Origin of the sequence: Pyxidicoccus sp. MSG2 (genome assembly GCF_026626705.1) — a bacterium.
In the GTDB taxonomy this organism is placed as follows: Bacteria; Myxococcota; Myxococcia; order Myxococcales; family Myxococcaceae; genus Myxococcus.
In genome coordinates this window covers 11,695,162-11,720,789 of the sequence record NZ_JAPNKC010000001.1, presented here as the reverse complement: position 1 = coordinate 11,720,789, position 25,628 = coordinate 11,695,162, and the positions used below count along the sequence as shown (strand labels likewise).

Genomic DNA, 25,628 nt, shown 5'->3' with positions numbered 1-25,628 from the left:
AGCACCCCCAACATCCCCACCACCAGCTCCGCAGAGCGCTCCACGCACAGCCCCACCCTCACCTCCGGGCCCACTCCCAGCCCCTTCAGGTGGTGCGCCAGCTGGTTGGCTCGCTCCTCCAACTCCCCGTAGCGGATGCGACGTCCCGACGCCTCCTCCACCGCCACCGCTTCCGGCCGCGCCTCCGCCCGCGCCTCGAAGTGCGCGTGCCCGCGCTCGCCCGCTGGCACTTCCCTCCTCGCCCCGCTCCACTCCTCCAGCACCCGCCGCCGCTCTCCCTCCTCCAGCAACTCCACCTCTCCCACCCGCGTCTCCGGACGCGCCACCAGCGCCTCCAGCACCCGCCGGTAGCCCGCCGCCATCCGCTCCACCGTCGTCGCTTCGAAGAGGTCCGCGCTGTACTCCCACAAGCACGACAACCCCTCCGGCCCTTCCGTGAGGGCGACGATGAGGTCCAGCTTCGCCGTCCCCGTCTCGAAGCCGAGCCCGCTGAGCGTCAACCCCGGCAGCCGCAGCTCGGGTACCGGCGCATTCTGCAGGAGCAGCTTCACCTGGAAGATGGGCGAGTGTCCCAGGCTCCGCTCGGGATTGACCGCCTCCACCAGCTTCTCGAAGGGCACGTCCTGGTGCGCATAGGCCTCGAGCGTGGTGTCCCTCACCCGCTTCAACAGCTCACGGAAGCTGAGCCCCGCTTCAACTTGCGTGCGCAGCACGAGCTGGTTGATGAAGAAGCCAATCAGCCCCTCGACCTCGCGCCGGTTGCGACCCGCGACATCCGTACCGACGACGATGTCCTGCTGCCCCACGTAGCGGAAGAGCAGTGCGTCGAAGGCCGCCAGCAACACCATGAAGGGCGTGACTCCCTCGCGGCGACCGAGCTGGCGGACTTCCTCCTGCAACGCCAGCGGCAGTCGCTGCACCTGGTGCGCGCCCCGGTGGCTCTGCACGGCCGGGCGCGGCCTGTCGACGGGAAGCTCCATCACCCCCGGCGCTCCCGCGAGCCGCCCCTTCCACCACGCCAGCTCCGACTCCAGCGTCTCCGCGCGCAGCCAGCTCCGCTGCCAGGTCGCGTAGTCCGCGTACTGCACGAACAGCTCAGGCAGGGGTGACGGGGCGCCAGCGGAGAACGCCGGGTAGAGCGCTCCCAGCTCGCGGAGCAGGATGCCCGTGGACCAGGCGTCCGAGACGATGTGGTGCAGCACCAGCACCAGCACGTGCTCGTGCTCACCCAGCCGCAGGAGCCGGGCGCGCAGCAGTGGACCGCGCGCCAGGTCGAACGGAGCGCGAGCCTCTTCCGCCGCCAGCCGCAGCACCTCCGCGTCGCGCTCGGGCGCGGGCAGGTCCTGGAGGTCGCGCACCTGCATCGACAGACGCCCCCCGGAGTGGAGCTCCTGGACAGGCTCCTGCTCACGCAGGGAGAACGTGGTCCGGAGGACTTCGTGCCGGCGGATGATCTCCTCGAAGCACCGCTCCAGCACCTGCACGTCGAGGCGTCCCGCGAGCTTCACCGCGGCGGGGATGTTGTAGAGCGGGCTGCCGGGTTCGAGCCGGTCCAGGAACCACAAGCGCTGCTGCGCGAAGGACAACGGCGGCTTCCCTCCGTCACGGCTCGCGGGCAGCAGCGGCGGTATCGGGCGCGCGCCGTCGACCTTCGACCGGGCCTCCTCCACGCGCCGGGCCAGCTTCTCGACCGTCGGCGCATCGAAGATTTCCTGGAGCGGAACGTCCACCTGCACCAGCGCATGGATGCGCGACGCCACCTGCGTGGCGATGAGGGAGTGGCCGCCGAGGTCGAAGAAGTTGTCGTGGGCTCCGACGCGTTCCACCTGCAGCAGGCCCGCCCAGAGGTCCGCGACTATCTGCTCCATGGGCGTGCGCGGGGCGACGTAGGCGCTGCTGCTTCCGGCTCGCTCCGCCTCCGGCTCCGGCAACTTCTTGCGGTCCACCTTGCCGCTGGTGGACAGGGGCAACGCCTCCAGCACCACGTACGTGGCCGGCACCATGTACTCAGGCAGTCGCCCTCGCAGCCACTCGCGCACCCGGCCCGCCTCCACCTCCCCGGCCACGTACGCCACCAGCCGCTTGTCCCCCTCCACCTCCCTCACCACCACCGCCGCTTCCCTCACCCCGGGGCACTCGCTCAGCACCCCCTCCACCTCGCCCACCTCCAACCGCATCCCCCGCAGCTTCCACTGCCCGTCACGCCGGCCCACGTACTCCAACTCGCCCAGGGGCCCCCACCTCACCACGTCTCCCGTGCGGTACAGCCGCGCTCCCTCCTCCGTGCCAAACGCGTCCGGCACGAAGCGCTCCGCCGTCAACTCCGGCCGGCCCAGGTAGCCTCGCGCCACGCCCGAGCCTCCCACGTACAGCTCTCCCGCCACTCCCACGGGTACCGGCCTCAGGCTCTCGTCCAGCACGTACACCCGCGCTCCCGGCAGCGGCTCTCCAATGCTCACCCGCTCCGCGCTGACTTCCCCCCGCGTCAGCGTCGCGCACACCGTCACTTCCGTCGGCCCGTACGCGTTGATGAGTCTGCGCCCCTCTCCCCACCTCCTCACCACTTCCGGCGGGCACGCCTCTCCCGCGGAAATCAGCGTCCTCACCCCCTCCAGCCCTCCCGCCTTCACCTGCCTCAGCACCGACGGCGTCAGCGTCACCACCGTCACTCCCAGCCGCTTCACCGTCTCTTCCAGCGGCCCTCCTGGCAGCAACTCCTCCTTCGGCGCCACGCACAGGCACGCCCCCGCAGCCAGCGTCGAGAAGACTTCCGCCACCGACGCGTCGAAGCTCTGCGACGCGAATTGCAGCACCCGGCTTTCAGGCCCCACCCCATGCCCCAGCGCCACCGCGCTCGCCATGTTCGCCAGGCCCCCGTGCCTCACCATCACCCCCTTGGGCCGGCCCGTGCTTCCCGACGTGAAGACGACGTACGCCAGGCTCCGCGCGTCTCCCGTCCACCCCGGCCGCGTCGTGGGCTGCCCCGCCACCTGCGCCCACTCCGTGTCCAGGCACACCAACACCTCGCCACGCCAGGCCAGCTCATCCGCCAGCTTCTGCTGCGTCAGCACCACGCTGATGCCCGCCTCCTCCAGCATCCACCCCACCCGCTGCGCCGGCAGGCTCGGGTCGATTGGCACGTACGCCCCCTCGGCCTTGAGCACCCCCAACATCCCCACCACCAGCTCCGCCGAGCGCTCCACGCACAGCCCCACCCTCACCTCCGGGCCCACTCCCAGCCCCTTCAAGTGGTGCGCCAGCTGGTTGGCTCGCTCCTCCAGCTCCCCGTAGCGGGTGCGGCGTCCTGACGCCTCCTCCACCGCCACCGCTTCCGGCCGCGCCTCCGCCTGCGCCTCGAAGTGCGCGTGCCCGCGCTCGCCCGCTGGCACTTCCCTCTTCGCCCGGCTCCACTCCTCCAGCACCCGCCGCCGCTCTCCCTCCTCCAGCAGCTCCACCTCTCCCACCCGCGTCTCCGGACGCGCCACCAGCGCCTCCAGCACCCGCCGGTAGCCCATCGCCATCCGCTCCACCGTCCCCGCTTCGAACAGGTCCGCGCTGTACTCCCACAAGCACGACAGCCCCTCCGGCCCTTCCGTGAAGTGCAGGCTCAGGTCGAGCTTCGCCAGCCCGGTGTCCAGGTGCAGATGGCGCAGCGTGAGTCCGGGCACGCGCACCTGCGACATGGGCGCATTCTGGAAGTTGAAGGACACCCGGTAGAAGGGCGTCTGCCCGGCATCTCGCCCGGGCTGGAGCGCCGCCACGATGTGCTCCAGCGGCACGTCCTGGTGCTCATACCCGCCGACACACGTCTCCTTCACGCGCTGGAGCACCTCCCGGAAGCTCGGGTCACCCGACAGGTCCGTCCGCATGACGAGCGTGTTGATGAAGAAGCCGATGAGCCCCTCCACCTCGCGCCGGTTGCGGCCCGCGACGGGCGTGCCCACCGCCACGTCCGGCTGGCCCGAGTAGCGGAAGAGCATGACGTCCAGGATGGCCAGCAACACCATGAAGGGCGTGGCGCCCTCGCGCTGCGCCAGCGTCTTCACCGCCTCCCAGCGCTCTCGCGTCAGCCGGAAGGTGAGCGAGCCACTCCGGGCGGCCACCCCGGGACGCCGCTGCCAATCCGCGGGCAGGTCCAACAGCTCCAGCCCCGCGAGCCGCTCCTTCCACCAGGAGCGCTGCGACTCCAGCGCTTCGCGCTGCGACTCGCTCCGCTGCCACGCCGCCCAGTCCGCGTACTGCGTCCGCAGCGGCGCGAGCGCGGGCTGACCGCCCCGGGAGAGCGCGCCATAGAGCTCCAGCACCTCGCGGACCAGCACCCCCATCGACCAGATGTCGAAGACGATGTGGTGTAGCACCAGCACCAGCACATGCTCCTGCTCGGCCAGCCGCAGCAGCGTGGCGCGCAGCAGCGGCCCCTGGAGCAGATCGAAGGGACGCCGCAGCTCCTCATGCGCCAGGCGCAGCGCCTCCGGCTCCCGCTCCGCCGCGGGCAGCCCGCGGAGGTCCACGCTCCGCACCGGGAGCGTCAGCGAGGGCGCGAGGCGCTGGACCGGCCCTTCCGGCTCCTCCGCGAAGGTGGTCCGCAAGACTTCGTGGCGCGCAATCAGGGCCTGGAGGCTCTTGTCGAGCGCGATGACGTCCAGCACCCCCTCCACCTTCAGCACGATGGGCAGGTTGTAGAGCGCCAACCCCGGCTGCAGCCTGTCGATGAACCACAGCCGCTGCTGGGCGAAGGACAGGGGCGCGGCCTGGGAGCGGTCTCGTGCCGGAATGCCATTCCGGGACTCCGCGGCTTTTGCATCCTCCTGCAGCTTGCGCAGCAGCCGCTCGCGCTTCTCGGGAGAGAGGCTCTCCAGGCGCCGGCTCAGGTCGCTCATGGCGACTCCTCCAGCTCCGCCAGCAGCTCCTCGAGCCGCCCGGCATCCGCCTGCGCCGCCCGGCCCTGAAGCACCGCCATCGCAACCCCCGCCACGCTGGGTGTCTCGAAGAGACCCCGGATCGACACCTCCACGCCGAAGGCCTCTCTGACCCGGGAGACCATCTGCATGCCCAGCAGCGAGTGCCCGCCCAGCTCGAAGAAGCTGTCGTGAATGCCCACGCGGTCCAGTCCGAAGAGCGCCTGCCACAGCTCGCAGATCCGCTGCTCGATGGCGTCGCGCGGCGCCACGTACGGCGTGGCCAGCGCCGGCCGGGCGTGCGTGGAGGCGGGGACATTCGACGCCGTCGCCCCCTTCGCCGGCCGCGCCTCGCGAGCACGCCGCGCCGCCAGGTCTCCGGTGGAGACGACGAACCTGCCGCCCTCACCCGCCGCGAGGATGCGCCGGAACGCGCGCAGGCCCTCGTCCATCGTCAGCGCCAGCAGGCCAGGACTCTCGCTCCAGCCGTCCCAGTCCACGGTGAGCCACCGCGTCCCGCCGCGCCGTCCTTCCCGCGCGGCGAAGGCATCCATGTAGAGGTTGGCCGCGGCATAGGCCGAAAAGCCAAGGCCCCCCAGCACCGCCGCCAGGGACGACTGCAGCACCACCACCTCCGGCGGCTCCGCCTCCAGCTCCCGAGCCAGCACGCGCAGGCCGCGGACCTTGGCGTCGAACTGCACGCCACACCGGGCCGCGTCCGTCTCCTGCACCAGGACGTGGGCGTCCGGCCCCACCACCCCCGCCGAGTGCACCACGCCGTGGATGCGGCCGAAACGGGCCCGCGCTCGCGCCAGCGCGGCCCGCACGTCATCCTCGCGCGACACGTCCGCGCGCAGCACGAGCACCTCCGAGCCCTGGCGCTCCAGCTCCAGCAGCCGCAGGAGGAGCCGGGACGTGGCGTCCTCCGCGCCATGCGACGCGAGCCGCGCCTCCCAGGCCTCGCGCTCCGGCAGCGCGGTGCGGCTCAGCAGCACCAGCTTCGCCTTCACCTCGGCCGCCAGCAGACCGGCGATGCCCAGGCCGATGCGCCCCAGTCCGCCGGTGATGAGGTAGACGCCACCCTGGCGGAGCGGCAGCGGGCTGGACGGCTCGGGCAGCGAAGTGGGGGCGTAGTCCTCCACCCAGCGGCGGCCCGCGCGCAGGGCGACTACCGCGTCGCACGGCTCCGACTCCAGCTCCGCTACCAGCCCTTCCACCCACCGCGCATCCTCGGCCCGCACCCCTTCCCCGGGGAGGACGACGTCCACCGCACGGCAGCGCCACGCGGGGCCCAGCTCCTGTGGCAGCACGCGGCACGGCCCGAGCGCCAGCGCGCGCGCCGGGAACAGCGGCTCCTCTCCCGTCACGTCCTGGGCGCCAGCGGTGACGAAGGTCAGCTCCACCTCCACCCCGGGCACCCGCGCCGCGAGCGCACGCGACAGATACAGCGGCGCGTAGAAACCCCACGCCAGCGCCAGGTCCACCGGGTCGCCATCCAGCTCCTCCCCGGGAGACAGGCCCACCAGGAAGGCGATCCGCTCCGGAGGTACTCCACCGTCGAGCAACTCCTCCACGAGCCGGGTGAAGTGCTCGGGCCTGGAGCCGTCCAGCGCGTAGCACCGGGGCCCGTGCCGGAGGAAGTCCTCGCCGGGCACCACCTCCACCACGTCAGCGCCGTGCTGGCGCAGCCGCTCCACGACGGGCCCGCTCGGCTCGCGCGCGAACACCAGCCACCGGCCCCCCTGCCTCGGGCGGCCGTCCCGCCGGGCCTGGCGCCAGGCCGGCGCATGGAACCAGCCCTCGGCTTCCGTGCGCTTGGACACGCGTCCTGGCTGAGCCGGCGTGGCCGCCTCGGCGGGCCGGGCGTCCACCCAGTAGCGCTCACGCTGGAAGGGATACGTGGGGAGCGGGATGCGCTGGCGTGGCTCGGAAGCGTAGAGCTTCGCCGCGTCCAGACGCGCGCCCGCGAGCCAGAGCCGCCCGGCCGCGCCCAGCAGCAGCTCCAGGTCCGGCCGTGCCTCGTACGGGTGGCGCATCGACGCAACCACCACCGGCTGCTCCGGTCCCGCCTGCCGGACGATGGCTCCCAGCACCCCGCCGGGGCCGACCTCCAGGAAGACGCGAGAGGGCTCGGAGAGCAGCTCCCGCACCCCGTCTCCGAAGCGCACCGTGCGCCGCAGGTGCTCGACCCAGTACTCCGGGCTCGTCGCCTGCGCGGGGGTGATCCAGGTGCCCGTGACATTCGAGATCCACGGCAGCAGCGGAGGCGCCCAGGACACCGCGCGCAGGCGCTCCGCGAACGCCCCCAGGATGGGGGTCATCATCGACGAGTGGAAGGCATGGGACGTGTGCAGCCGGCGCGCGGCCACGCCACCGTTGGAGAGCCGTGCCTCGAGCGCGGCCACCTGCTCCAGCGGGCCCGCCACCACGCACAGCGAGGGCGCGTTGACGGCCGCGAGCGACAGGTCCGTCCCCAGCAGCGGCAGCACGTCCTTCTCCGGCAGCGGCACGGAGAGCATCGCGCCCGCTGGCAGTTGCTCCATCAGCCTGCCCCGCGCGGCCACCAGCCCCAGCGCATCCTCCAGCTTCAGGACGCCCGCGAGGCACGCGGCGACGTACTCCCCCACGCTGTGGCCCAGCATCGCCTGCGGCTTCACGCCCCACGACATCCACAGCTTCGCCAGCGCATACGACAGGGTGAAGAGCGCGGGCTGGGCCAGCGCCGTGCGCCGGAGCTGGTCATCCGCCTCCCCGGTGCCGGCGTCTCGCGCCAGGAGGAACCTGCGCAGGTCCAGCCCGAGGTGCGGGAGCAGGTGTTCGCAGCACGCGTCCACGTGCTTGCGGAAGACGGGCACCTCCTCGTACAGGCCGCGGCCCATGCCCCCGTACTGGGAGCCCTGGCCGGGGAACATGAAGACCACCTGCCGCTGCGTGGCCTCCTGGACGTGGGTGAGCAGCCGGGCCGCGTCGCGCGAGGCCAGCGCCGTGCGCGCGTCCTCCAGGTCGCGGCAGACGAGCACCCGGCGGTAGTCGAAGCGTCGGCGCCCGGCGAGCAGCGTGTGGGCCACGTCCCCGAGGTCCAGCTCCGGGTGCCCGGACAGGTGGTCGGCCAGGTTGTCGGTGGCCGCCTCCAGGGTGCGCTCGTCGCGGGCGGACAGCACCAGCAGGTGGGCGGAGCGCTTGCTGCGCGTGCCCCGGGCGCGAGGCGCCTCCTCGAGGACCACGTGCGCGTTGGTGCCACCGATGCCGAAGGAGCTGACGCCCGCGCGCCGGGGCCCGCCTTCCGTCTCCCAGGGACGAAGGCGGGTGTTCACGAAGAAGGGGCCCCCCGCGAAGTCGATGCGGGGGTTCGGCTGCTCGAAGTGCAGGCTGGGAGGAAGCTGCTGGTTCTTCAGGGCGAGCACCACCTTGATGAGCCCGGCGATGCCCGCCGCCGTGTCCAGGTGGCCGATGTTGGTCTTCAGCGAGCCAAGCGCGATGGTGCCCGGCGCGCCCGCCCGCGAGCGGAACGCGTGGTTGAGCGCGGAGACCTCGATGGGGTCTCCCAGCGGCGTCGCCGTGCCATGGGCCTCGACGTACTGGAGGCTCCCCGCCTTCACGCGGGCCACGCCCAGCGCCTCGGTGACGACGGCCGCCTGGCCGTCCACGGCCGGCGCGGTGTAACCCACCCGCTCCGAGCCGTCGTTGTTCACCGCGGAGCCCAGGATGACCGCGTGAACGGTGTCCCCGTGTTCGATCGCATCCGACAGCCGCTTGAGCACCACCACGCCGACCCCGGAACCCCGCACGGTGCCCTGCGAGCGCGCGTCGAAGGCGCGGCAGTGCCCATCCGGAGAGAGGATGTCCCCTTCGCGCGCGAGGTAGCCGGCGCGCTGGGGCAGCGAGATGGACACACCGCCAGCGAGCGCCAGGTCGGACTCGCCCGACAACAGCGCCTGGCAGGCCAGGTGGACGGCCACCAGCGACGTGGAGCAGGCGGTCTGCACCGCGACGCACGGACCGCGCAGCCCCAGCTTGTGCGCCACCCGCGTGGGCAGGAAGTCCTTCTCGTTGCTGATGCCGACCTGGTACGTGCCCACCGCGCGGAGCACGTCCATCCGCTGCATCAGGTTCGAGTACAGGTAGGAGGAGGCCCCCGCGCCCGCGTAGAGCGCGATGGGGCGCGGCCAGGACTCCGCGTCGTAACCGGCGGACTCCAGCGCCGACCACGCACACTCCAGGAAGAGGCGGTGCTGAGGGTCCAGCACCTCGGCCTCGCGCGGCGTCAGACCGAAGAAGCCCGCGTCGAAGCGGTCCACACCGTCCAGCACGAAGGCGGCCCGGACATAGCCGGGCTGCGCGGCCACGGCCGGGTCCACCCCGGCGGCCGCCAGGTCATCGCTCCCCAGGAGGGAGAGCGACTCCACGCCCGCGCTCACATTGCGCCAGAGCGCCTCCGCGCTCTCCGCCCCTGGAAAGCGGCCACTCATGCCAATGATGGCCACCGCCTCCTCGGGCCCCCCCCACTGCTCACTCATCTGCGTCCTCCTGCTGCGACTCGTCCACGCGGCGGCGGGCCTGCCGCCGCTGTCCGGTACGGGCCTGACGGAGCGAGAACCGATCCTCCGCCGCCGCTTCGTCCTCGGCCCCGGTGGGGGCGCGATCTCGCAGCCGCGCCACGAGGGCCCCGATGCTCGCGTGCTGGAACAGCTCCGTGAGCGGCACGTCGATGCCCAGCTGGCTGCGCATCCGGCTGTGCACCTGGACCAGGGTCAGCGAGTTGCCTCCCAGGTCGAAGAACCGCTCCTTCAACCCCACGCGTTCCACCTGGAGCACGTCCCGCCACAGCGCGGCGAGGCTGCGCTCCAGCTCCGTCGTGGGGGGCACGAACGTCTCATCACTGCCCGAGAGATCCATCCGCGGGGCGGGCAGCGCGCGCCGGTCCACCTTGCCGCTGGAGGTCAGCGGCAGCACGTCCAGCACGACGTACACGGCCGGCACCATGTACTCCGGCAGTCGCTCGCGCAGCCACTCGCGCAACCGGCCCGCTTCCACCGCTCCGGCCACGTACGCCACCAGCCTGCCGTTCGCGCCCGGCTCGCACACGACGGCCGCGTCCTTCACGTCCGGGCACCGGGCCAGCACCGCTTCCACCTCGCCCAGCTCCAGGCGCATGCCCCGCACCTTCACCTGGCCGTCCCGCCGCCCCACGTACTCCAGCTCCCCGCCCTCCACCCAGCGCACCACGTCGCCCGTGCGGTACAGCCTCGCGCCCGGCACCGCGCTGAAGGCGTCCGGCACGAAGCGCTCCGCCGTCAACCCGGGGCGGCCCAGGTAGCCTCGCGCCACGCCCTCGCCGCCCACGTACAGCTCGCCCGCCACGCCCGGCGGGACGGGCCGCAGGCCGTCGTCCAGCACGTACACCCGCGCATTGGCCAGCGGTCCGCCCAGCGTGACGCGCTCCGCGGACACCGAGGCGCGGCTCACCGTCGCGCAGACCGTCACCTCCGTGGGCCCGTACCCATTGAGCATCCGCCGGCCCGGCGTCCAGCGCCGCACCACGTCCGCCGGGCACGCCTCGCCCGCGGAGATGAGCGTGCGCACGCCCTCCAGGCTCTCCGGCGGCTGGAGCCTCAACACGGAGGGCGTGAGCGTCACCACCGTCACGCCCAGCCGCCGCACCGTGTCCGCCAGCGCGTCCCCGGGCAGCAGCGCCTCCCGGTCCGCGACGCACACACACGCTCCGGCCGCCAGCGTCGAGAACACCTCGGCCACTGACGCGTCGAAGCTCGGCGACGCGTACTGCAGCACGCGGTCGTCCGCATTCACGCCGTGCGCCTCCGCCACCGCCCGGGCCGTGTTCGCCAGGCCGCCGTGCCGCACCAACACGCCCTTGGGCAGACCCGTGCTCCCCGAGGTGAAGATGACGTACGCCAGGTGGTCCGGCCCCACCCCGCTGTCCACCCGCCGCGCCGGCCCCGGGTCCGCCAGGGGCGCGTCCACGCAGACGGGCTTCAGGTTCCGCTCGGAGAGCGCCGGCGCGAAGCGCTCCCGGGTGAGCACCACGGCCACCGCCGCCTCCTCCAGCATCCAGGCGGCTCGCTGCGCCGGCAGGCTCGGGTCCACCGGCACGTACGCGCCGCCAGCCTTCAGCACCGCGAGCATGCCCACCACCAACTCCACCGAGCGGTCGAGATACAGCGCCACCCGCACCTCGGGCCCCACGCCCTGCTCCCGCAGCAGGCCGGCCAGCCGGTTTGCCCTCGCTTCCAGCTCGCCGTAGCTCAGCCTCGCGCCCTCCAGGCTCCGCACGGCCTCCGCATCGGGCGTCGCGTCCGCCCTCGCCTCGAACACCTCGTGCGCGCACTGGCCCCGAGGCACGAACTCCCGCGCCGTCCGGTTCCATTCCACCAGCACCCGCTCCCGTTCCCCGTCCTCCAGCAACTCCACCTCGCCCACCCGGGCTTCGGGGCGCGCCACCAGCGCCTCCAGCACACGGAGGTAGCCCGACACCATCCGCGCCATCGTCCCGGGCTCGAACAGGTCCGCGCAGTACTCCAGAGTGCCCGCGAAGCCGCCGTCCTGCTCGGACAGGGAGAGCGCCAGGTCGAACTTCGACACGCGGCGCTCCAGCTCGACGGGGGTCGCCACCAGCGAGGGCAACTCCAGCGGCGCCACCGGCGCGTTCTGCAGGGTGAACAGCACCTGGAAGAGCGGATGCCGGCTCAAGTCCCGCGCGGGCTGGAGCGCCTCCACCAGCTTCTCGAAGGGCAGGTCCTGGTGGGCATAGGCTCCCAGCGTCGTCTCCCGCACCTGCCCCAGCAGCTCGCGGAAGCTCCGCCCCGCCTCGACTCGCGTCATCAGCACCAGCGTGTTGACGAAGAAGCCGATGAGCCCCTCCGTCTCCACCCGCGTCCGCCCCGCGATGGGCGTGCCGACGCAGACCTCCTCCTGGCCCGCGTGGCGCGACAGCAGCACCTGCCAGCCCGCGAGCAGCACCATGAAGGGCGTGACGCCCTCCCGGCGCGCCAGTCCCCTCACGCCTTCCGACACCTCCCGCGAGAGCCGGAGCGGGTGGCTGGCGCCCGCGGAGGACTGAACGAAGGGCCGGGGCCGGTCCGTGGGCAGCTCCAGCGCCGCCGGGGCGCCGCGCAGCCGCTCCCGCCACCACCCGAGCTGCGCCTCCAGCTCTCCACCTTCCAGCCACTCGCGCTGCCACAGCGCCCAGTCCGCGTACTGCATCTCCAGCGCGCCTGGCCTCGCCTCGCGCCCCTCCGCATACGCCCGGTAGAACGCGCCGACCTCCTTCACCAGCACGCCCATGGACCAGCCGTCCGACACGATGTGGTGCATCACCAGCACCAGCACGTGCTCACGCTCCGCCAGTCGCACCAGCGTCGGCCTCAGCAACGGCCCCGTGCCCAGGTCGAACGGACCGCGCGACGCCTCGTTCGCCAGCCGAAGCGCCTCCGCCAGCCGCGCTTCCTCCGGCAGGTGCTGGAGGTCCACGCGGGCCAGCGGCAAGGCCCCCTCGGACGCAATCACCTGGAAGGGCCGCCCGTCCTCCGAGCCGAACGTGGTGCGCAGCGACTCGTGACGGCGGACCACCTCGGCGAGAGCGCGCTCCAGCGCCCCCACGTCCAGCGTCCCCTCCAGCCGGAGCGCCGTCTGGATGTTGTACGCGAAGCCGTCCGGCGAGAGCCGGTCCAGGAACCACAGCCGCTGCTGCGCGAAGGACAAGGGCAGCGGCCCGCTCCTCGGACGCGCCACGAGGGGCACCTCCGCCAGGCTCCGCGTGCTGGAGCCGGCGGCGGTATCAATCCACCGCGCCAGCTCGGCCACCGTGGGCCGCTCGAACAGCTCGCGCAGCGGCACGTCCACGGGGAACACCTCGCGCAGCCGCGACGCGGCCTGCGTGGCCAGCAGCGAGTGCCCGCCCAGGTCGAAGAAGCTGTCCGTGGCGCCCACGCGCGCGACGCCCAGCAGGCCCGCCCAGAGACCCGCCACGAGCTCCTCGGTGGGCGTGCGCGGTGCCACGAAGCGCGTGGGCTCCTCCGAGGACATCGACTCGGGAGCGGGCAACGACTCGCGTGCCAGCTTCCCGTTGGCCGTCAGCGGCAGCGACTCCAGGGGGAGCACGGCCGCCGGCACCATGTAGTCGGGCAGCGCGTCCCGCAGGGCGCGACGCAATTCCTGCCCGTCCAGCGACATCCCCTCGCGGGGCACCACGTAGGCCACCAGCTTCCTGTCGCCGGACACCTCGCGCACCAGGGCTACCGCGTCGCGCACGCCGGGGTGCCGGAGGAGCGCCGCCTCCACCTCGCCCAGCTCGATGCGGAAGCCGCGAATCTTCACCTGGGTATCGATGCGGCCCAGGTGGTCCAGCTCTCCCGAGGAGCGCCACCGTCCCAGGTCGCCCGTGCGGTACAGCCGCGCGCCGGGCCTGCCGCTGAAGGGGTCCGGGACGAAGCGCTGCGCCGTCAGCTCGGGACGGCCCAGGTAGCCACGGCCCAGGCCTTCTCCGCCCACGTACAGTTCGCCGATGACGCCGACGGGTGCCAGGTCGCCCTTCGCGTCCAGCACGTGGACCTGCAGGTCCGGGATGGGCACACCGACGCCGTGCGTGGCTGCGCGCTCCGTGTCGGCGATGCGGACCGGCCGGTACGTGACGTGGACCGTGGTCTCCGTGATGCCGTACATGTTGACCAGCCGGGGCCGCTCCTCGCCATGCCGGGCGAACCACGGCGCCAGGCTCGCGAACTCGAGCGCCTCGCCTCCGAAGATGACCCACCGCAGGCTCAGCGCCTGGGCATCACCCGCGGCCGCATCCGCGTGGATGAGCTGGCGGAAGGCCGAGGGCGTCTGGTTGAGCACCGTCACCTTCTCCCGGCACAGCAGCTCGTGGAAGGACTGGGGTGAGCGGCTCACCAGGTACGGGACGATGACCAGCCGGCCCCCGTGGATGAGGGCGCCCCAGATTTCCCAGACGGAGAAGTCGAAGGCGTAGGAGTGGAACAACGTCCAGACGTCGTCCGGGCCGAAGGCGAACCAGGGCTGCGTGCCGGCGAAGAGGCGCGCCACCTGCGCGTGGCAGATCTGCATGCCCTTGGGCCGCCCCGTCGAGCCCGAGGTGTAGATGACGTAGCTCAGGTCCTCCGGCGTCCCCACGGGGACCGGGGCATGCGTGGGCTCGCGGAGGATGCGGTCCCCGTCCGAGTCCAGGCAGAGGATGGGCCGCTCCCGAGGCAGCGACTCGACGAGCCGCTCCTGGGTGAGCAGCAGCGCCACGCTCGCGTCCTCCAGCATGAAGGAGAGGCGGTCCTTCGGGTACGTCGGGTCCAGCGGAAGGTAGGCGCCGCCCGCCTTCAGGATGCCCAGCAGGCCCACCACCATCTCCAGCGAGCGCTCCACGCACAGGCCCACCAGGACATCGGGCCCCACGCCCCGCGCACGCAGGTGGTGGGCAAGCTGGTTGGCCCACCGTTCCAGCTCCCCGTAGGTGAGCGATTGCTCCGCGTACGTCACCGCCACCGCGTCCGGCGTCCTCGCCGCCTGCGCCTCGAAGAGGTGGTGGACGGCGGGCGCCCTGTCGAAAGCCCGCGAGCGGTTCCACGTGGTGAGCAGCCGCTGGCGCTCCTCCGCGGGGAGCATGGGGACCTCGTCCAGCCGCGCGTCCGCGTGCGTGACGAAGGACTCCAGCAGGGCGCGCAGGTGCGCGAGCATGCCTGCGGCCGCATCCGCATCGAAGCGCTCCGCGTCATGGAGCAGCTTGAGCTGCAGTTCCCGGCCGGGTGCGACCACCAGCGTGAGTGGGTAGTTGGTCCACTCGCTCACCACGAAGTCGCGAACGTCCAGGTCCCTGGCCCAGCTCCACACCGCCGAGTCCAGCGGGTAGTTCTCGAAGACCAGCAGGGACTCGAAGAGGGAGGTGCCGCGCGGCAGCCCGCTCCAGCCCTGCACCTGCACCAGCGGACTGAACTCGTACTGGCGCTGCTCGGCCTGGCGGCGCTGCAGCTCCTGCAGCCACGTCCCCAGCCGCTCGCCCGCGGGCAGCCGCATCCGCACGGGCAGCGAGTTGATGAGCAGCCCCACCATGGACTCCACGCCCTCCAGGTCCGCGGGACGCCCGGACACGGTGGCGCCGAACACAACGTCCTCCACGCCGGCGCTCCGCCCGAGCAGCAGCGCCCAGGCGGCCTGCACCAGCGTGTTGAGGGTGAGTTGGTGCTGCCGCGCGAAGTCCTGCAGGGAGGCGGTGCTCGCCGCGGACAGCGACAGGCGGGAGAGATGCCGCGTCGCGCCCGTGTTCCCTGGCGCCCGGTCCTCCGGAAGCGGCGTCGTCCGCTCGAAGCCGGCCAGCTCCCGGCGCCAGTACTGCCCGGCCTCCTCCAGGTCCTGCCGGCCCAGCCATGCGATGTACTCGCGGAAGGCCGGCGCCCGTGCCACCCGGGGCGTCTCTCCCCGGCCGAAGGACTCGTAGAAGGAGAACACCTGCTGGAGCAGCAGGCCCACGCTCCACCCGTCCATCAGCAGGTGATGGAAGCTCCACACCAGGTGGTGGACGCGCTCATCCAGCCGGATGAGGACCATGCGCATCAGCGGCGCCACGGTGAGGTCCAGGCCCCGGGCGCGGTCCTCCGCCAGCAGCGCTTCCAGCCGCGCCTGCTGCTCGCGCGGCGGCACGCCCCGCCAGTCCTCCTCGCGCCAGGGCAGCTCCACCCCGGCGAGCACCATTTGCAGGGGCCGTTCCAGTCCCTGCCATCGGAAGGCGGTGCGCAACACCGGCATCCGCGCCACGGCCACCTGCCAGGCATGACGGAAGGCCGCCGTGTTGAGCGGGGCGTGGAAGGAGCAGCTCACCTGCTCGAAGTACGCCCCCACTCCGCCCGACAGGATGCCGTGGAAGAGCAGGCCCTCCTGCAGGGGCGACAGCGGGTAGAGGTCCTCCACCGCCACTCCCGCGGGCAGCACTCGCGCCAGCGGCTCCGGACCGACCTTCGCCAGCGGGAAGTCCACCGGCGTGTACCGCAGGGTGTCGGGCGACGCGCGCTGCGCCACCAGGGCGCGCAGCGCGTCCAGGCAGCGCCGGGCCAGCGACTCGATGGTGGCGCGCTGGTGCAGGTTCTCGCTGTACGTCCAGTCCAGCCGCAGGCACCCGCCGAGGATGCGACCGCCCACCTCCAGCGCATGGGAGCGCAGTCCCCCGGAGCCGTGCGCCGGGCCCGAGCCCTCGAGCGCGGGCTCGAAGAGCGACAACTCCGAAGCGAGCCCGTCGAACTGGCCCAGGTAGTTGAAGGCGACGGCGGCGGCGGGCATCCGCGCGAGCAACTGGCGCGTCTCATCCGCGCGCAGGTAGCGCAACACCCCGAAGGACAGCCCCCGCCCCGGCACGGAACGCACCGCGTCCCGGACGCTCCGGAGCAGGTCTCCCTCCGAGCCCCGCCCGGACATGTCCAGCACCACCGGGTACGCGGCGGTGAACCACCCCACCGTACGGGACAGGTCCACACCCTCGAAGAGCGCCTCGCGGCCGTGCCCTTCCAGGAGCACGCGCACCCGCTCCGCCCCCAGGCCCTGCTTCAGGGCCAGTGCCAGGGAGGCCAGCAGCAGTTCGTCCAGGCGCGCACGCCAGGCCGTGGCGGCCTCGCGCAGCAACTGCGTCGTCTCCGCGTCCAGCACCACGGACACCACCCGGGCTGACGCCACCGTGTTGGCGCCGCCCGGCCCGTCCACCCGCAGCGGCTCCACCGGCCGCGCCGCCTGCGCGCACCAGAAGTCCGCCTCCGCGCGCAGCTCCGCCTCCGCCGCGAACGCGTGCAGCCGCTCCGCCCAGGCCTTGAAGGAAGTCGTGCGCGGCGGAAGCTCCGGCGGCTGTCCCCGCCGCAGGTGCCGGAAGGCCGACTCCAGGTCCTCCAGCAGCGTCCGCCAGGACACCCCGTCCACGACGAGGTGATGGATGACGAGCAGCAACCGGTCCGGCTGCCCGGCGCCCATGGAGAACAGCACCGCGCGCAGCAGCGGCCCCTGGGCGAGGTCCAGGGCCGCCTGGGCCCGCGCCGCCGCCGCCTCCAGCGCGGCCGGTCGCGCGTCCTCGGGAAGGAGCGACAGGTCCTCACGCACCAGCCGGGGGGGCGCGTCGTCCGGAGGCGAGATGCGCTGCACCCAGCCCTCCGCGGTGAGCGTGAACCGCATGCGCAGCGCATCGTGGTGGTGCCAGAGCGCGCGCAGCGCCGCCTCCAGCACGTCCACGTCCAGCGGCTCGCGCACCGACAGCAGCAGGGCCTGGTTGTAGTGGTGGGGCTCCGGCAGCTCCCGCTCGAAGAGCCAGTGCTGGATGGGCGTGAGCGGCACCTCGCCCACCACCGGCCCCACGTCCCGGGCCTGGGCCTCTTCCGCCACGGCCACCGCGGCCAAATCGGCCAGTCGCTGGTGCTCGAAGAGCTGCTTCGGGGTGAGCGCCAGGCCCGCCTGGCGGGCTCGCGAGATGACCTGGAGGGCGATGATGGAGTCGCCCCCCAGCTCGAAGAAGCTGTCGTGCGCACCCACCCGCTCGATGCGGAGCACCTGCGCCCAGATGGAGGCCAGCAGCTTCTCCGCAGGGGTGGACGGCTCCGCGAAGGAGCCCTGCGCGCGCGGAGCCGCCAGCTCCGGCGCGGGCAGCGCGCGCCGGTCCACCTTGCCACTGGAGGTCAGCGGCAGGGCCTCCAGCCAGACGAAGGCCGTGGGCACCATGTACTCGGGAAGCCGCTGGCCGAGCGCCGAGCGCAGCGCCGTCACGTCCGGCGTGAAGCCCTCCTGCGCCACCCCGTAGGCCACCAGTCGCCGCACTCCCGGCACGTCCTCGCGCACCACCACGACGGCGGCGCGAACGCCGGGCTGGCCTCCCAGCACCGCCTCCACCTCGCCGAGCTCGATGCGGAAGCCGCGGACCTTCACCTGGCCGTCCTGGCGGCCCAGGAACTCCAGCTCGCCGCCGTCCAGCCAGCGCACCCGGTCGCCCGTGGCGTACAGCCGCGCTCCGGGAGAGGTGCTGAACGCATCCGGCACGAAGCGCTCCGCTGTCAGCTCCGGGCGGCGCAGGTAGCCTCGCCCCACGCCCTCCCCGCCCACGAAGAGCTCACCGGCGACTCCCACCGGGACGGGCCGCAGCGCTTCGTCCAGCACGTACACGCGCACGTTGGAGATGGGCCGCCCGATGCTCACCCGCTCCGGGGACACCGGGCCCGGGGTCAGCGTGGCGCACACCGTCACCTCGGTGGGCCCGTAGGCGTTGATGAGCCGGCGGCCCGTCCCCCAGCGGCGCACCACCTCGGAGGTGCAGGCCTCACCCGCGGAGATGAGCGTCTCCAGCGCGGGGAAGTCCCCGGGCTCCTGCTGCGCCAGCACGGAGGGCGTCAGCGTCACCGTGGTGATGGCCTGCGAGCGCAGCGTCTGTGCCAGTGCCTCGCCGGGAAGCAGCGCGTCCCGCCGCGCCAGGCACAGCCGGGCCCCGGCCAGGAGCGTGGAGAAGACCTCGCACACCGCCGCGTCGAAGCCGATGGAGGCGAACTGGAGTACCCGACTGTCCGGCCGCACGCCATGCGCGCGCGCCACCGTGAGCGCGGTGCTGCTCAAGCCCCGGTGCGTGAGCAGCGTGCCCTTGGGACGCCCCGTCGAGCCCGACGTGTAGATGATGTACGCCAGGTGCGACGGCCCGCCCTCCGTCACGGGAGGATGGGACGGCCGGCTCTCGAGGTGCCGCGCGACCTCGTCCAGGCACACGAGCTGCTGCCCCAGCGCGGGCAGTTCGTCCGCCAGGTGCGACTGCGTCACCACCACCGGCGCCTCGGCGTCCTGGAGCATGAAACCCAGCCGGTCGCCCGGGTTCGCCGGGTCCAGCGGCAGGAAGGCGCTGCCGGCCTTGAGGATGCCCAGCAGGGCCATCACCAGGTCGACAGAGCGCTCCAGGCACACGCCCACGGGCGTCTCGGGGCCCACGCCGAGCGCGCGCAGATGATGCGCGAGCTGGTTGGCCCGCGTGTCCAGCTCGCGGTAGGTGAGCGACTGGTCCTCGAAGGTGACGGCCACCGCGTCGGGAGTGCGTGCCACCACGGCCTCGAAGAGCCGGTGAACCCGGCGCTCCTCCGGCAGCGGTGCCGCGGTGTCGTTCCATTCCACCAGCAGCGCGTCGCGCTCCGGGCCGGGCAGAAGCGGCAGCTCCGAGAGCCGCCGTCCCGGCTCCGCCACGGCCCCCTCCAGCAGGGTGCGCAGGTGCTCCTGCATCCGCGCCACCGTGGCCTCGTCGAAGAGGTCGGTGCTGTACTCCCACAGCCCCGTCAGTCCTTCGGCCGTGTCGGAGAAGGCCACCGTGAGGTCGAACCGGGACGCCCCCAGGTCCACGGGCTCCACCCGCAGGCGCAGGCCGGGCAGCTCCAGCGACACGTCGCGCGCATTCTGGAAGATGAGCTTCACCTGGAACAGGGGCGATGCGCCCAGGCTCCGCTCCGGCCGGAGGTCGCGCACCAGCTCCTCGAAGGGCAGGTCCTGGTGGGCGTACGCGCCCAGGGCCGCCTCGCGCACCTGTCCCACCAGCTCCCGGAAGGAGACCTCGGCAGAGGGCCTGCCGCGAATCACGAGCTGGTTGACGAAGAAGCCCACCATCGACTCCGTCTCGGCATGGTGGCGGTTGGCGATGTCCGTGCCCACCAGCAGGTCGGTCTGCCCCGTGTAGCGGTACAGCAGCGCCTGGAAGGCGGCCATCAAGACCATGAACGGCGTGGCCCCTTCCCGCAGGGCCAGCTGACGCACGCCCTCGGACACCTCGCGAGGCAGCGGCACGGTGCGGTGGGCGCCCTGGTACGTGCTCACCCTCGGGCGGGGACGGGCCATGGGCAGCTCCAGCATTTGCGGAGCTGCCCGCAGTCGCTCACGCCACCAGGAGAGCTGGGCCTCCAGCGCCCCTTCCCGCAACCATCCGCGCTGCCACGACGCATGGTCGGCGTACTGGAGGGGCAGCTCCGCCAAGGGCGACGGCTGCCCCTTCGTGGCGGCGGAGTAGAGCGCGCCCAGCTCCTTCACCATCACTCCCAGGGACCAGCCGTCCGCAACGATGTGGTGCATCACCAGCGCCAGCGCGTGCGACTGCGCGTCCACGGCAATCAGCGTGGCGCGAAGGGGCGGCCCCGCGACGAGGTCGAAGGGACGCAGCGTCTCCTCGCGCAGCAGCGCCCGGGCCCGGCTCGCGCGCTCCTCGGTGGGCAGCGGCGTCAGGTCCACCCGGGTCAGCACCCGCTCGGGCACGGGCCCGGCGAGCTGCACCGGGCCGTCCTGCTCGTCGCGGAAGGTGGTGCGCAGCACCTCGTGGCGGCGGACAATCTCGCGCAGCGCGGTCTCCAGCGCCTCCGCGTCCAGCGCGCCCTCCAGCCACAGCACCGCGGGGACGTTGTAGAAGGGATTGCCCGGCTCCAGCCGGTCCAGGAACCACAGCCGCTGCTGCGCGAAGGACAGCGGCAGCGGTCCGAGCCGCGGCACCGGCGCCATCGCGGGCCGCGCGCCGTCTGCCTCCGCGCGCGACAGCGTCTCCAGCCTCCGCGCGAGCGCGGCCACCGTGGGCGCCTCGAAGAGGACGCGCAGGGGGAGCTCCACCTGGAAGGCCTGGCGGATGCGAGACACCGCCCGGGTCGCCAGCAGCGAGTGCCCGCCCAGCGCGAAGAAGTCGTCATGGACGCCCACGCGCTCCACGCCGAGCAGCCCGGACCAGATGCCCGCGAGCAACTCCTCGAAGGGCGTCCGCGGCGCCACGGCGTCCGGCGCGGCCGCGCCTGGCTCGAGGGCCGGGAGCGCGCGGCGGTCCACCTTACCATTGGCGGTGAGAGGCAGGGCCTCCAGCACGCCGAACGCCGAGGGCACGAGCCAGGCAGGCAGCCGCGCCTCGAGGAACGCCTTCAGCGTGCCCGCGTCGAGCCTGCCTTCCGCGACGGCGACGGCATAGGCCACCAGTCGCCGCTCCCCGGGCCGCGCCTCGCGCACGGCCACCACCGCCTCGCGCACGGCGGGGTGTTGCTTCAGCACCGCCTCCACCTCGCCCGGCTCCACGCGGAAGCCACGCACCTTGAGCTGGTCGTCGTCGCGCCCGAGGAACTCGATGCAGCCGTCGGCTCGCAGCCGCGCCCGGTCCCCCGTCCGGTACAGGCGCGCCCCGGCCACGTCACCGAAGGGCGAGGGCACGAAGCGCTCCGCCGTGAGGTCCGGCTGGCCCAGGTAGCCCCGCCCCACCGAGCCACCGCCGATGAACAGCTCTCCGATGACGCCCACCGGAACGGGCTGGAGGAACGCATCCAGCACGTACGCCTGCACATCAGGCACGGGGCGGCCGAGCGGAACGGACGCCGGCCGTGCCTCCACCGGTATCGCGGAGGCGGCCAGCGTCAGCACGCCCACCGTGGTCTCCGTGGGGCCGTAGTGGTTGAACACCTGGCAACCGGGCTGGTGCGTCCGCACCTCGTCGATGAGGGCCCAGTCCGCCGCCTCGCCGCCCAGCACCAGCCGCTGGCGCGGCAGCACCCGGCCGGGGGCCTCCGAGGCCAGCAGCGCGCGCAGGTGCGAGGGGACGATCTTCAGGCAGTCCACCGGATGGCGCTCGAAGTAGCGCCCCAGCGCGGCGGCGTCGGAGGCCACGTCGGTGGACACGAGGTGCAGGGTGCCGCCCAGGGCCAGCGCCGGGAAGAGGACGGTGTGGCCCAGGTCGGCCGCGAGCGTGGACACGGACGCGTAGCTGGCGCCTTCCGGCATCGACAGCCGCCCGATGATGCCGCGCACGTAGCGGACAATCTGACGGTGCTCGATGGCCACGCCCTTGGGTCGCCCCGTGGAGCCGGACGTGAAGATGACGTAGGCCAGGTTGCCCGGGGAGACGGCGCCGGGCCCCGCTTCCCCGCCGAAGCGCGCGAGCGCACCGGCGTCCGCGTCGAGCCGCACGACAGTGCCGGCATGCCCCTGCAATCGCTCATGCGAGGCCCCCGCCGTCACCACCACGCGAGCGCCCGCATCCTCCAGCACGCGCAGCAGGCGCTCGGCGGGATTCGCCGGGTCCAGCGGCACATAGGCGCCGCCCGCCTTGAGGATGCCCAGCAGCCCCACGAGCGCCTCGACCCGCCGCTCCAGGCACAGCCCCACCGGGACGTCGGGCCCCACCCCGAGCATGCGCAGGTGGCCCGCGAGCTGGTTGGCGCGGGCGTCGAGCTCGCGGTACGTCAGGGACTCGCCGCCCGCCACGACGGCGACCTGCCCGGGCACGCGGGCCGCCTGGGCCTCGAAGAGCTGATGCAGGCACGTGTCGTCCGGCAGTCCCAGGCGGCTGTCGTTCCACGCCACCAGCGTCTGGTGTCGCTCCGCCGCGTCGAGCAGCGGAAGCTCGGACACCCGCAGCTCCGGCCGGGCCACCGCCGCTTCGAGCAGCGTGGTGAGGTGCCGCACCATGCGCTCACCCGTCGTGGCCTCGAAGAGGTCCGCGTTGCACTGGAGCACACCGGCGAAGCCCTCGCGGGTGTCGGAGAGGTTGAGGGAGACCTCGAACTTCGCCATCCCCGTGTCGAGCTCCACCGGGCGCAGCGCCAGCCCGGGCAGGTGCAGCTCCGGCAGCGGGTCCTGCTGGAACGCGAGCATCGCCTGGAAGAGCGGAGTCCGCCCCAGGTCGCGCCCGGGCCGCAGCGCTTCCACCAGCTTCTCGAACGGCACGTCCTGGTGCGCGTAGGCGCCCAGCGTCGTCTCCCGCACGCGGCCCAGCAGCTCGCGGAAGCCCGGGTTGCCCTTCAGCTCCGTGCGCAGGACGAGGGTGTTCACGAAGAAGCCGATCAGCCCCTCCGTCTCCGCCCGGGTACGGCCCGCCACGGGCGTGCCCACGCAGACGTCCTGTTGCCCCGCGTACCGGCCCAGCAGCACCTGCCAGCCCGCGAGCAGCACCATGAAGGGCGTCAGCCCCTCCCGCTTCGCCAGCGCCTTCACGTCCTCCGACAGCGTCCGCGACAGCCGCGCCGGCACCGTGTGGCCCCGGAAGGACGGAGCGGAAGGCCGGGGCCTGTCCGTGGGCAGCTCCAGCGCGGACGGAGCCCCCGTCAGCCGCTCCCGCCACCAGGTGAGCTGTGCTTCGAGCGCCCCACCCTCCAGCCACTCGCGCTGCCAGCGCGCCCAGTCCGAGTACTGGAGGGGCAGCTCCGGCAGCGGAGACGCCGCGCCTCGCAGGTACGCCGGGTAGAGCGCGCCCAGCTCCTTCACCAGCACGCCCATGGACCAGCCGTCCGACACGATGTGGTGCAGCACCAGCACCAGCACGTGCTCGTGCGCGCCCGTCCCCACCAGCGTGACGCGCAGCAGGGGGCCGGTGGACAAGTCGAACGGGCGCCGCGCCTCCTCGCGCGCGAGCCCCGCCACCGCCGCGTCCCGCTCCGCCGCCGGCAACTGGCTCAGGTCCACGAACGGGAGGACGAGCGGCAGCGTGCTGGCGATGCGCTGGACGGGCACGCCCTCGCGGCTGATGAACGCGGTGCGCAGCGTCTCGTGGCGCCGCACCACTTCGGAGAAGCAGCGCTCCAGCACCGCCGCGTCCAGCGGCCCCTCCAGCCGGACCGCGGCGGAGATGTTGTACGCGGGGCTGCCGCGCTCGAGCTCGTCCAGGAACCACAACCGCAGCTGCGAGAAGGACAGCAGCGGCTCAGCGTGCCGCGCTCCGCGCGCGAGGGGAGGCAACGCCCTGCCCCCGGCGCGCTCGCGCTGGGTGATGACCTGCTCCGCCAGCTCGGCCACGCTGAGCCCCTGGAGCAGCGCGGCCATGGGCAGGACGACGCCGAGCCCCTCCTCGATTTCGTGGCTCAGCTCCACGGCCGCCAGCGAGTCCAGGCCGAGCTGGGTGATGGGCACCTCGAGGGAGACCTCCTCGGGAGACACCCTCAGCCGCGCGGCCACCCGGCTCCGCAGCCACAGGTCCGGCTCCACGGGCGCCAGCGCGCCTTCCGACGAAGCCGGCTCCGCCGGGGCCTGCCCCTCCTTCCAGACGGCCACGGTGCGCAGCGCTCCGGCGAGGAAGCCGGCGCGGCAGGCGTGGCGCTGGGTCTTCCCGCTGGACGTCTTCGGGATGCTCCCGGGCTCCAGCAGCAGCACCGCGTGGGCCTGCACCTCATGCTGCTCGCTGAGCGCCTGGCGGACCGCGGCCAGCACCTCGGTGGGGTCCGCCGGGTGGCGCGAGTCCACCTCCTGCACCAGCACCAGCCGCTCCTCGGCTCCGACTTCCACGGCGAAGGCCGCGCCGCAGCCGGGCCGGAGGGCGGGATGGGCCTGCTCCGCCGTCAGCTCCAGGTCCTGGGGGTAGTGGTTGCGGCCGCGCAGGATGACGAGGTCCTTGAGCCGTCCGGCGACGAACAGCTCCCCGCGGAGCAGGAAGCCCAGGTCGCCCGTGCGCAGGTAGCGCGCCTCATCACCGCTGGCGAGCCGCGCCTGGAAGGTCGCCTCGCTCGCCTCGGGACGCCGCCAGTACCCCTGGGCGACGCTCGGGCCCCGCACCCAGATCTCCCCTACCTCCCCTTCCGCGCAGCGGGTGAGCGCCTCCGGGTGGACGATGAGCAATTCCTGGTCCGGCAGCGACGGGCCGCAGGCCACCAGCTCCCGCGCGCCCTCCGTGCCCGCCGCGAGCTCCACCGCGCGCGAGTGCTCCAGCGCCGACGCATCCAGGGTGCGCGCCACCGCGCCCGTCCCCTGCTCGACGCCGGTGACGATGAGCGTGCCCTCCGCCAGCCCGTAGCAGGGATAGAGGGCCCGCGGAGGGAAGCCGCGCGGCCCGAAGGCCCGCTTGAAGCGCTCCAGCGTGTCCGTCCGGATGGGCTCGGCGCCGCAGAAGGCAACCTCCCACGACGACAGGTCCAGGGACTCCCTCGCCTCTTCCGGGATGCGCCGCACGCACAGGTCGAACGCGAAGTTCGGGCCGCCGCTGATGGTGCCCCGGTGGCGGGAGATGGCCTCCAGCCAGCGCAGGGGCCGCTTCAGGAACGTCAGCGGCGACATCAGCACCGTGTGGAAGGCGCCGTACAGGGGCTCGAGGATGCCGCCAATGAGCCCCATGTCATGATACGGCGGCAGCCAGATGACACCGGTGCTCTCCGGGCCCGCGCGGAAGCTGCGGTGAATCGCTCCCAGATTGTGCAACAGGTTGGCGTGGCTCAACATCACGCCCTTGGGCGTGCCCGTGGAGCCGGAGGTGTATTGGAGGAAGGCCAGTGATTGCGGCCCCATCCGCGCCACGCGCCATCCAGCCTCGCCGCCCTCCGGCAGCGCGTCCGTGGCCACCCAGTGCAGGCCCTTCAGGTCCGGCGCCTGCTCGAAGAGGAACTCCCCCATCGACAAGATAAACGACGTGGTGAGCACCACCGTGGCCTGCGCGTCCTGGATGATGGCCTGCAGGCGCGGCAGCGTGCGCTCCAGCCGCGACGGGTCCGGCGGATACGCGGGCACGGCCACCAGCCCCGCGTAGAGACAGCCAAAGAAGCCGGCGATGTATTCAAGCCCGGGCGGATACAGCAGGACGACCCGCGTCCCAGGCTCCAGGCCGCTGAGCGCCACGGCAATCCTCCGCGCGCGCGCATCCAGCTCACCGTAGGTGCAAGACAACTCCTCGCCCTCTGACTCCTCCAGGAACGTGTACAGCCGCTCCCGAGGTTTCTCGGAGCTTCGATCCCTCAGCAGATCCACCAGCGTCGCGAAGGTGGACTCGGATGATTCAGACAA

3 protein-coding genes (1 of these 3 running past the window's edge) are annotated in these 25,628 nt (G+C 72.9%); all 3 read right to left on the bottom strand.

Features of this window, described 5'->3' with window-relative positions; translation table 11 throughout:
* Tightly spaced (each overlapping or abutting the next), the 3 genes in view from OV427_RS45065 to OV427_RS45055 form a layout consistent with a single transcriptional unit that may run on beyond the window.
* Positions 1-4,880: the 5' portion of an amino acid adenylation domain-containing protein gene (locus OV427_RS45065; protein WP_267862419.1), read on the bottom strand. The gene continues 2,830 nt to the left of window position 1, outside the view; 4,880 of the gene's 7,710 nt are visible here — the first part of the coding sequence; the start codon lies at positions 4,878-4,880; its stop codon lies off the left edge, out of view.
* Positions 4,877-9,415: a type I polyketide synthase gene (locus tag OV427_RS45060; RefSeq protein ID WP_267862418.1), complete on the bottom strand. Its 4,539-nt coding sequence runs from the start codon at positions 9,413-9,415 to the stop codon at positions 4,877-4,879. Before OV427_RS45060 ends, OV427_RS45065 begins: the two co-directional genes overlap by 4 nt.
* A complete protein-coding gene (locus OV427_RS45055; protein ID WP_267862417.1) occupies positions 9,408-25,628 on the bottom strand; it encodes a non-ribosomal peptide synthase/polyketide synthase in 16,221 nt (5,406 codons plus the stop codon). Before OV427_RS45055 ends, OV427_RS45060 begins: the two co-directional genes overlap by 8 nt.

What these genes read in the sequence shown, in the direction of transcription:
- OV427_RS45060 (WP_267862418.1), bottom strand. Translation starts at nt 9,415, where the DNA reads ATGAGTGAGCAGTGGGGGGGGCCCGAGGAGGCGGTGGCCATCATTGGC.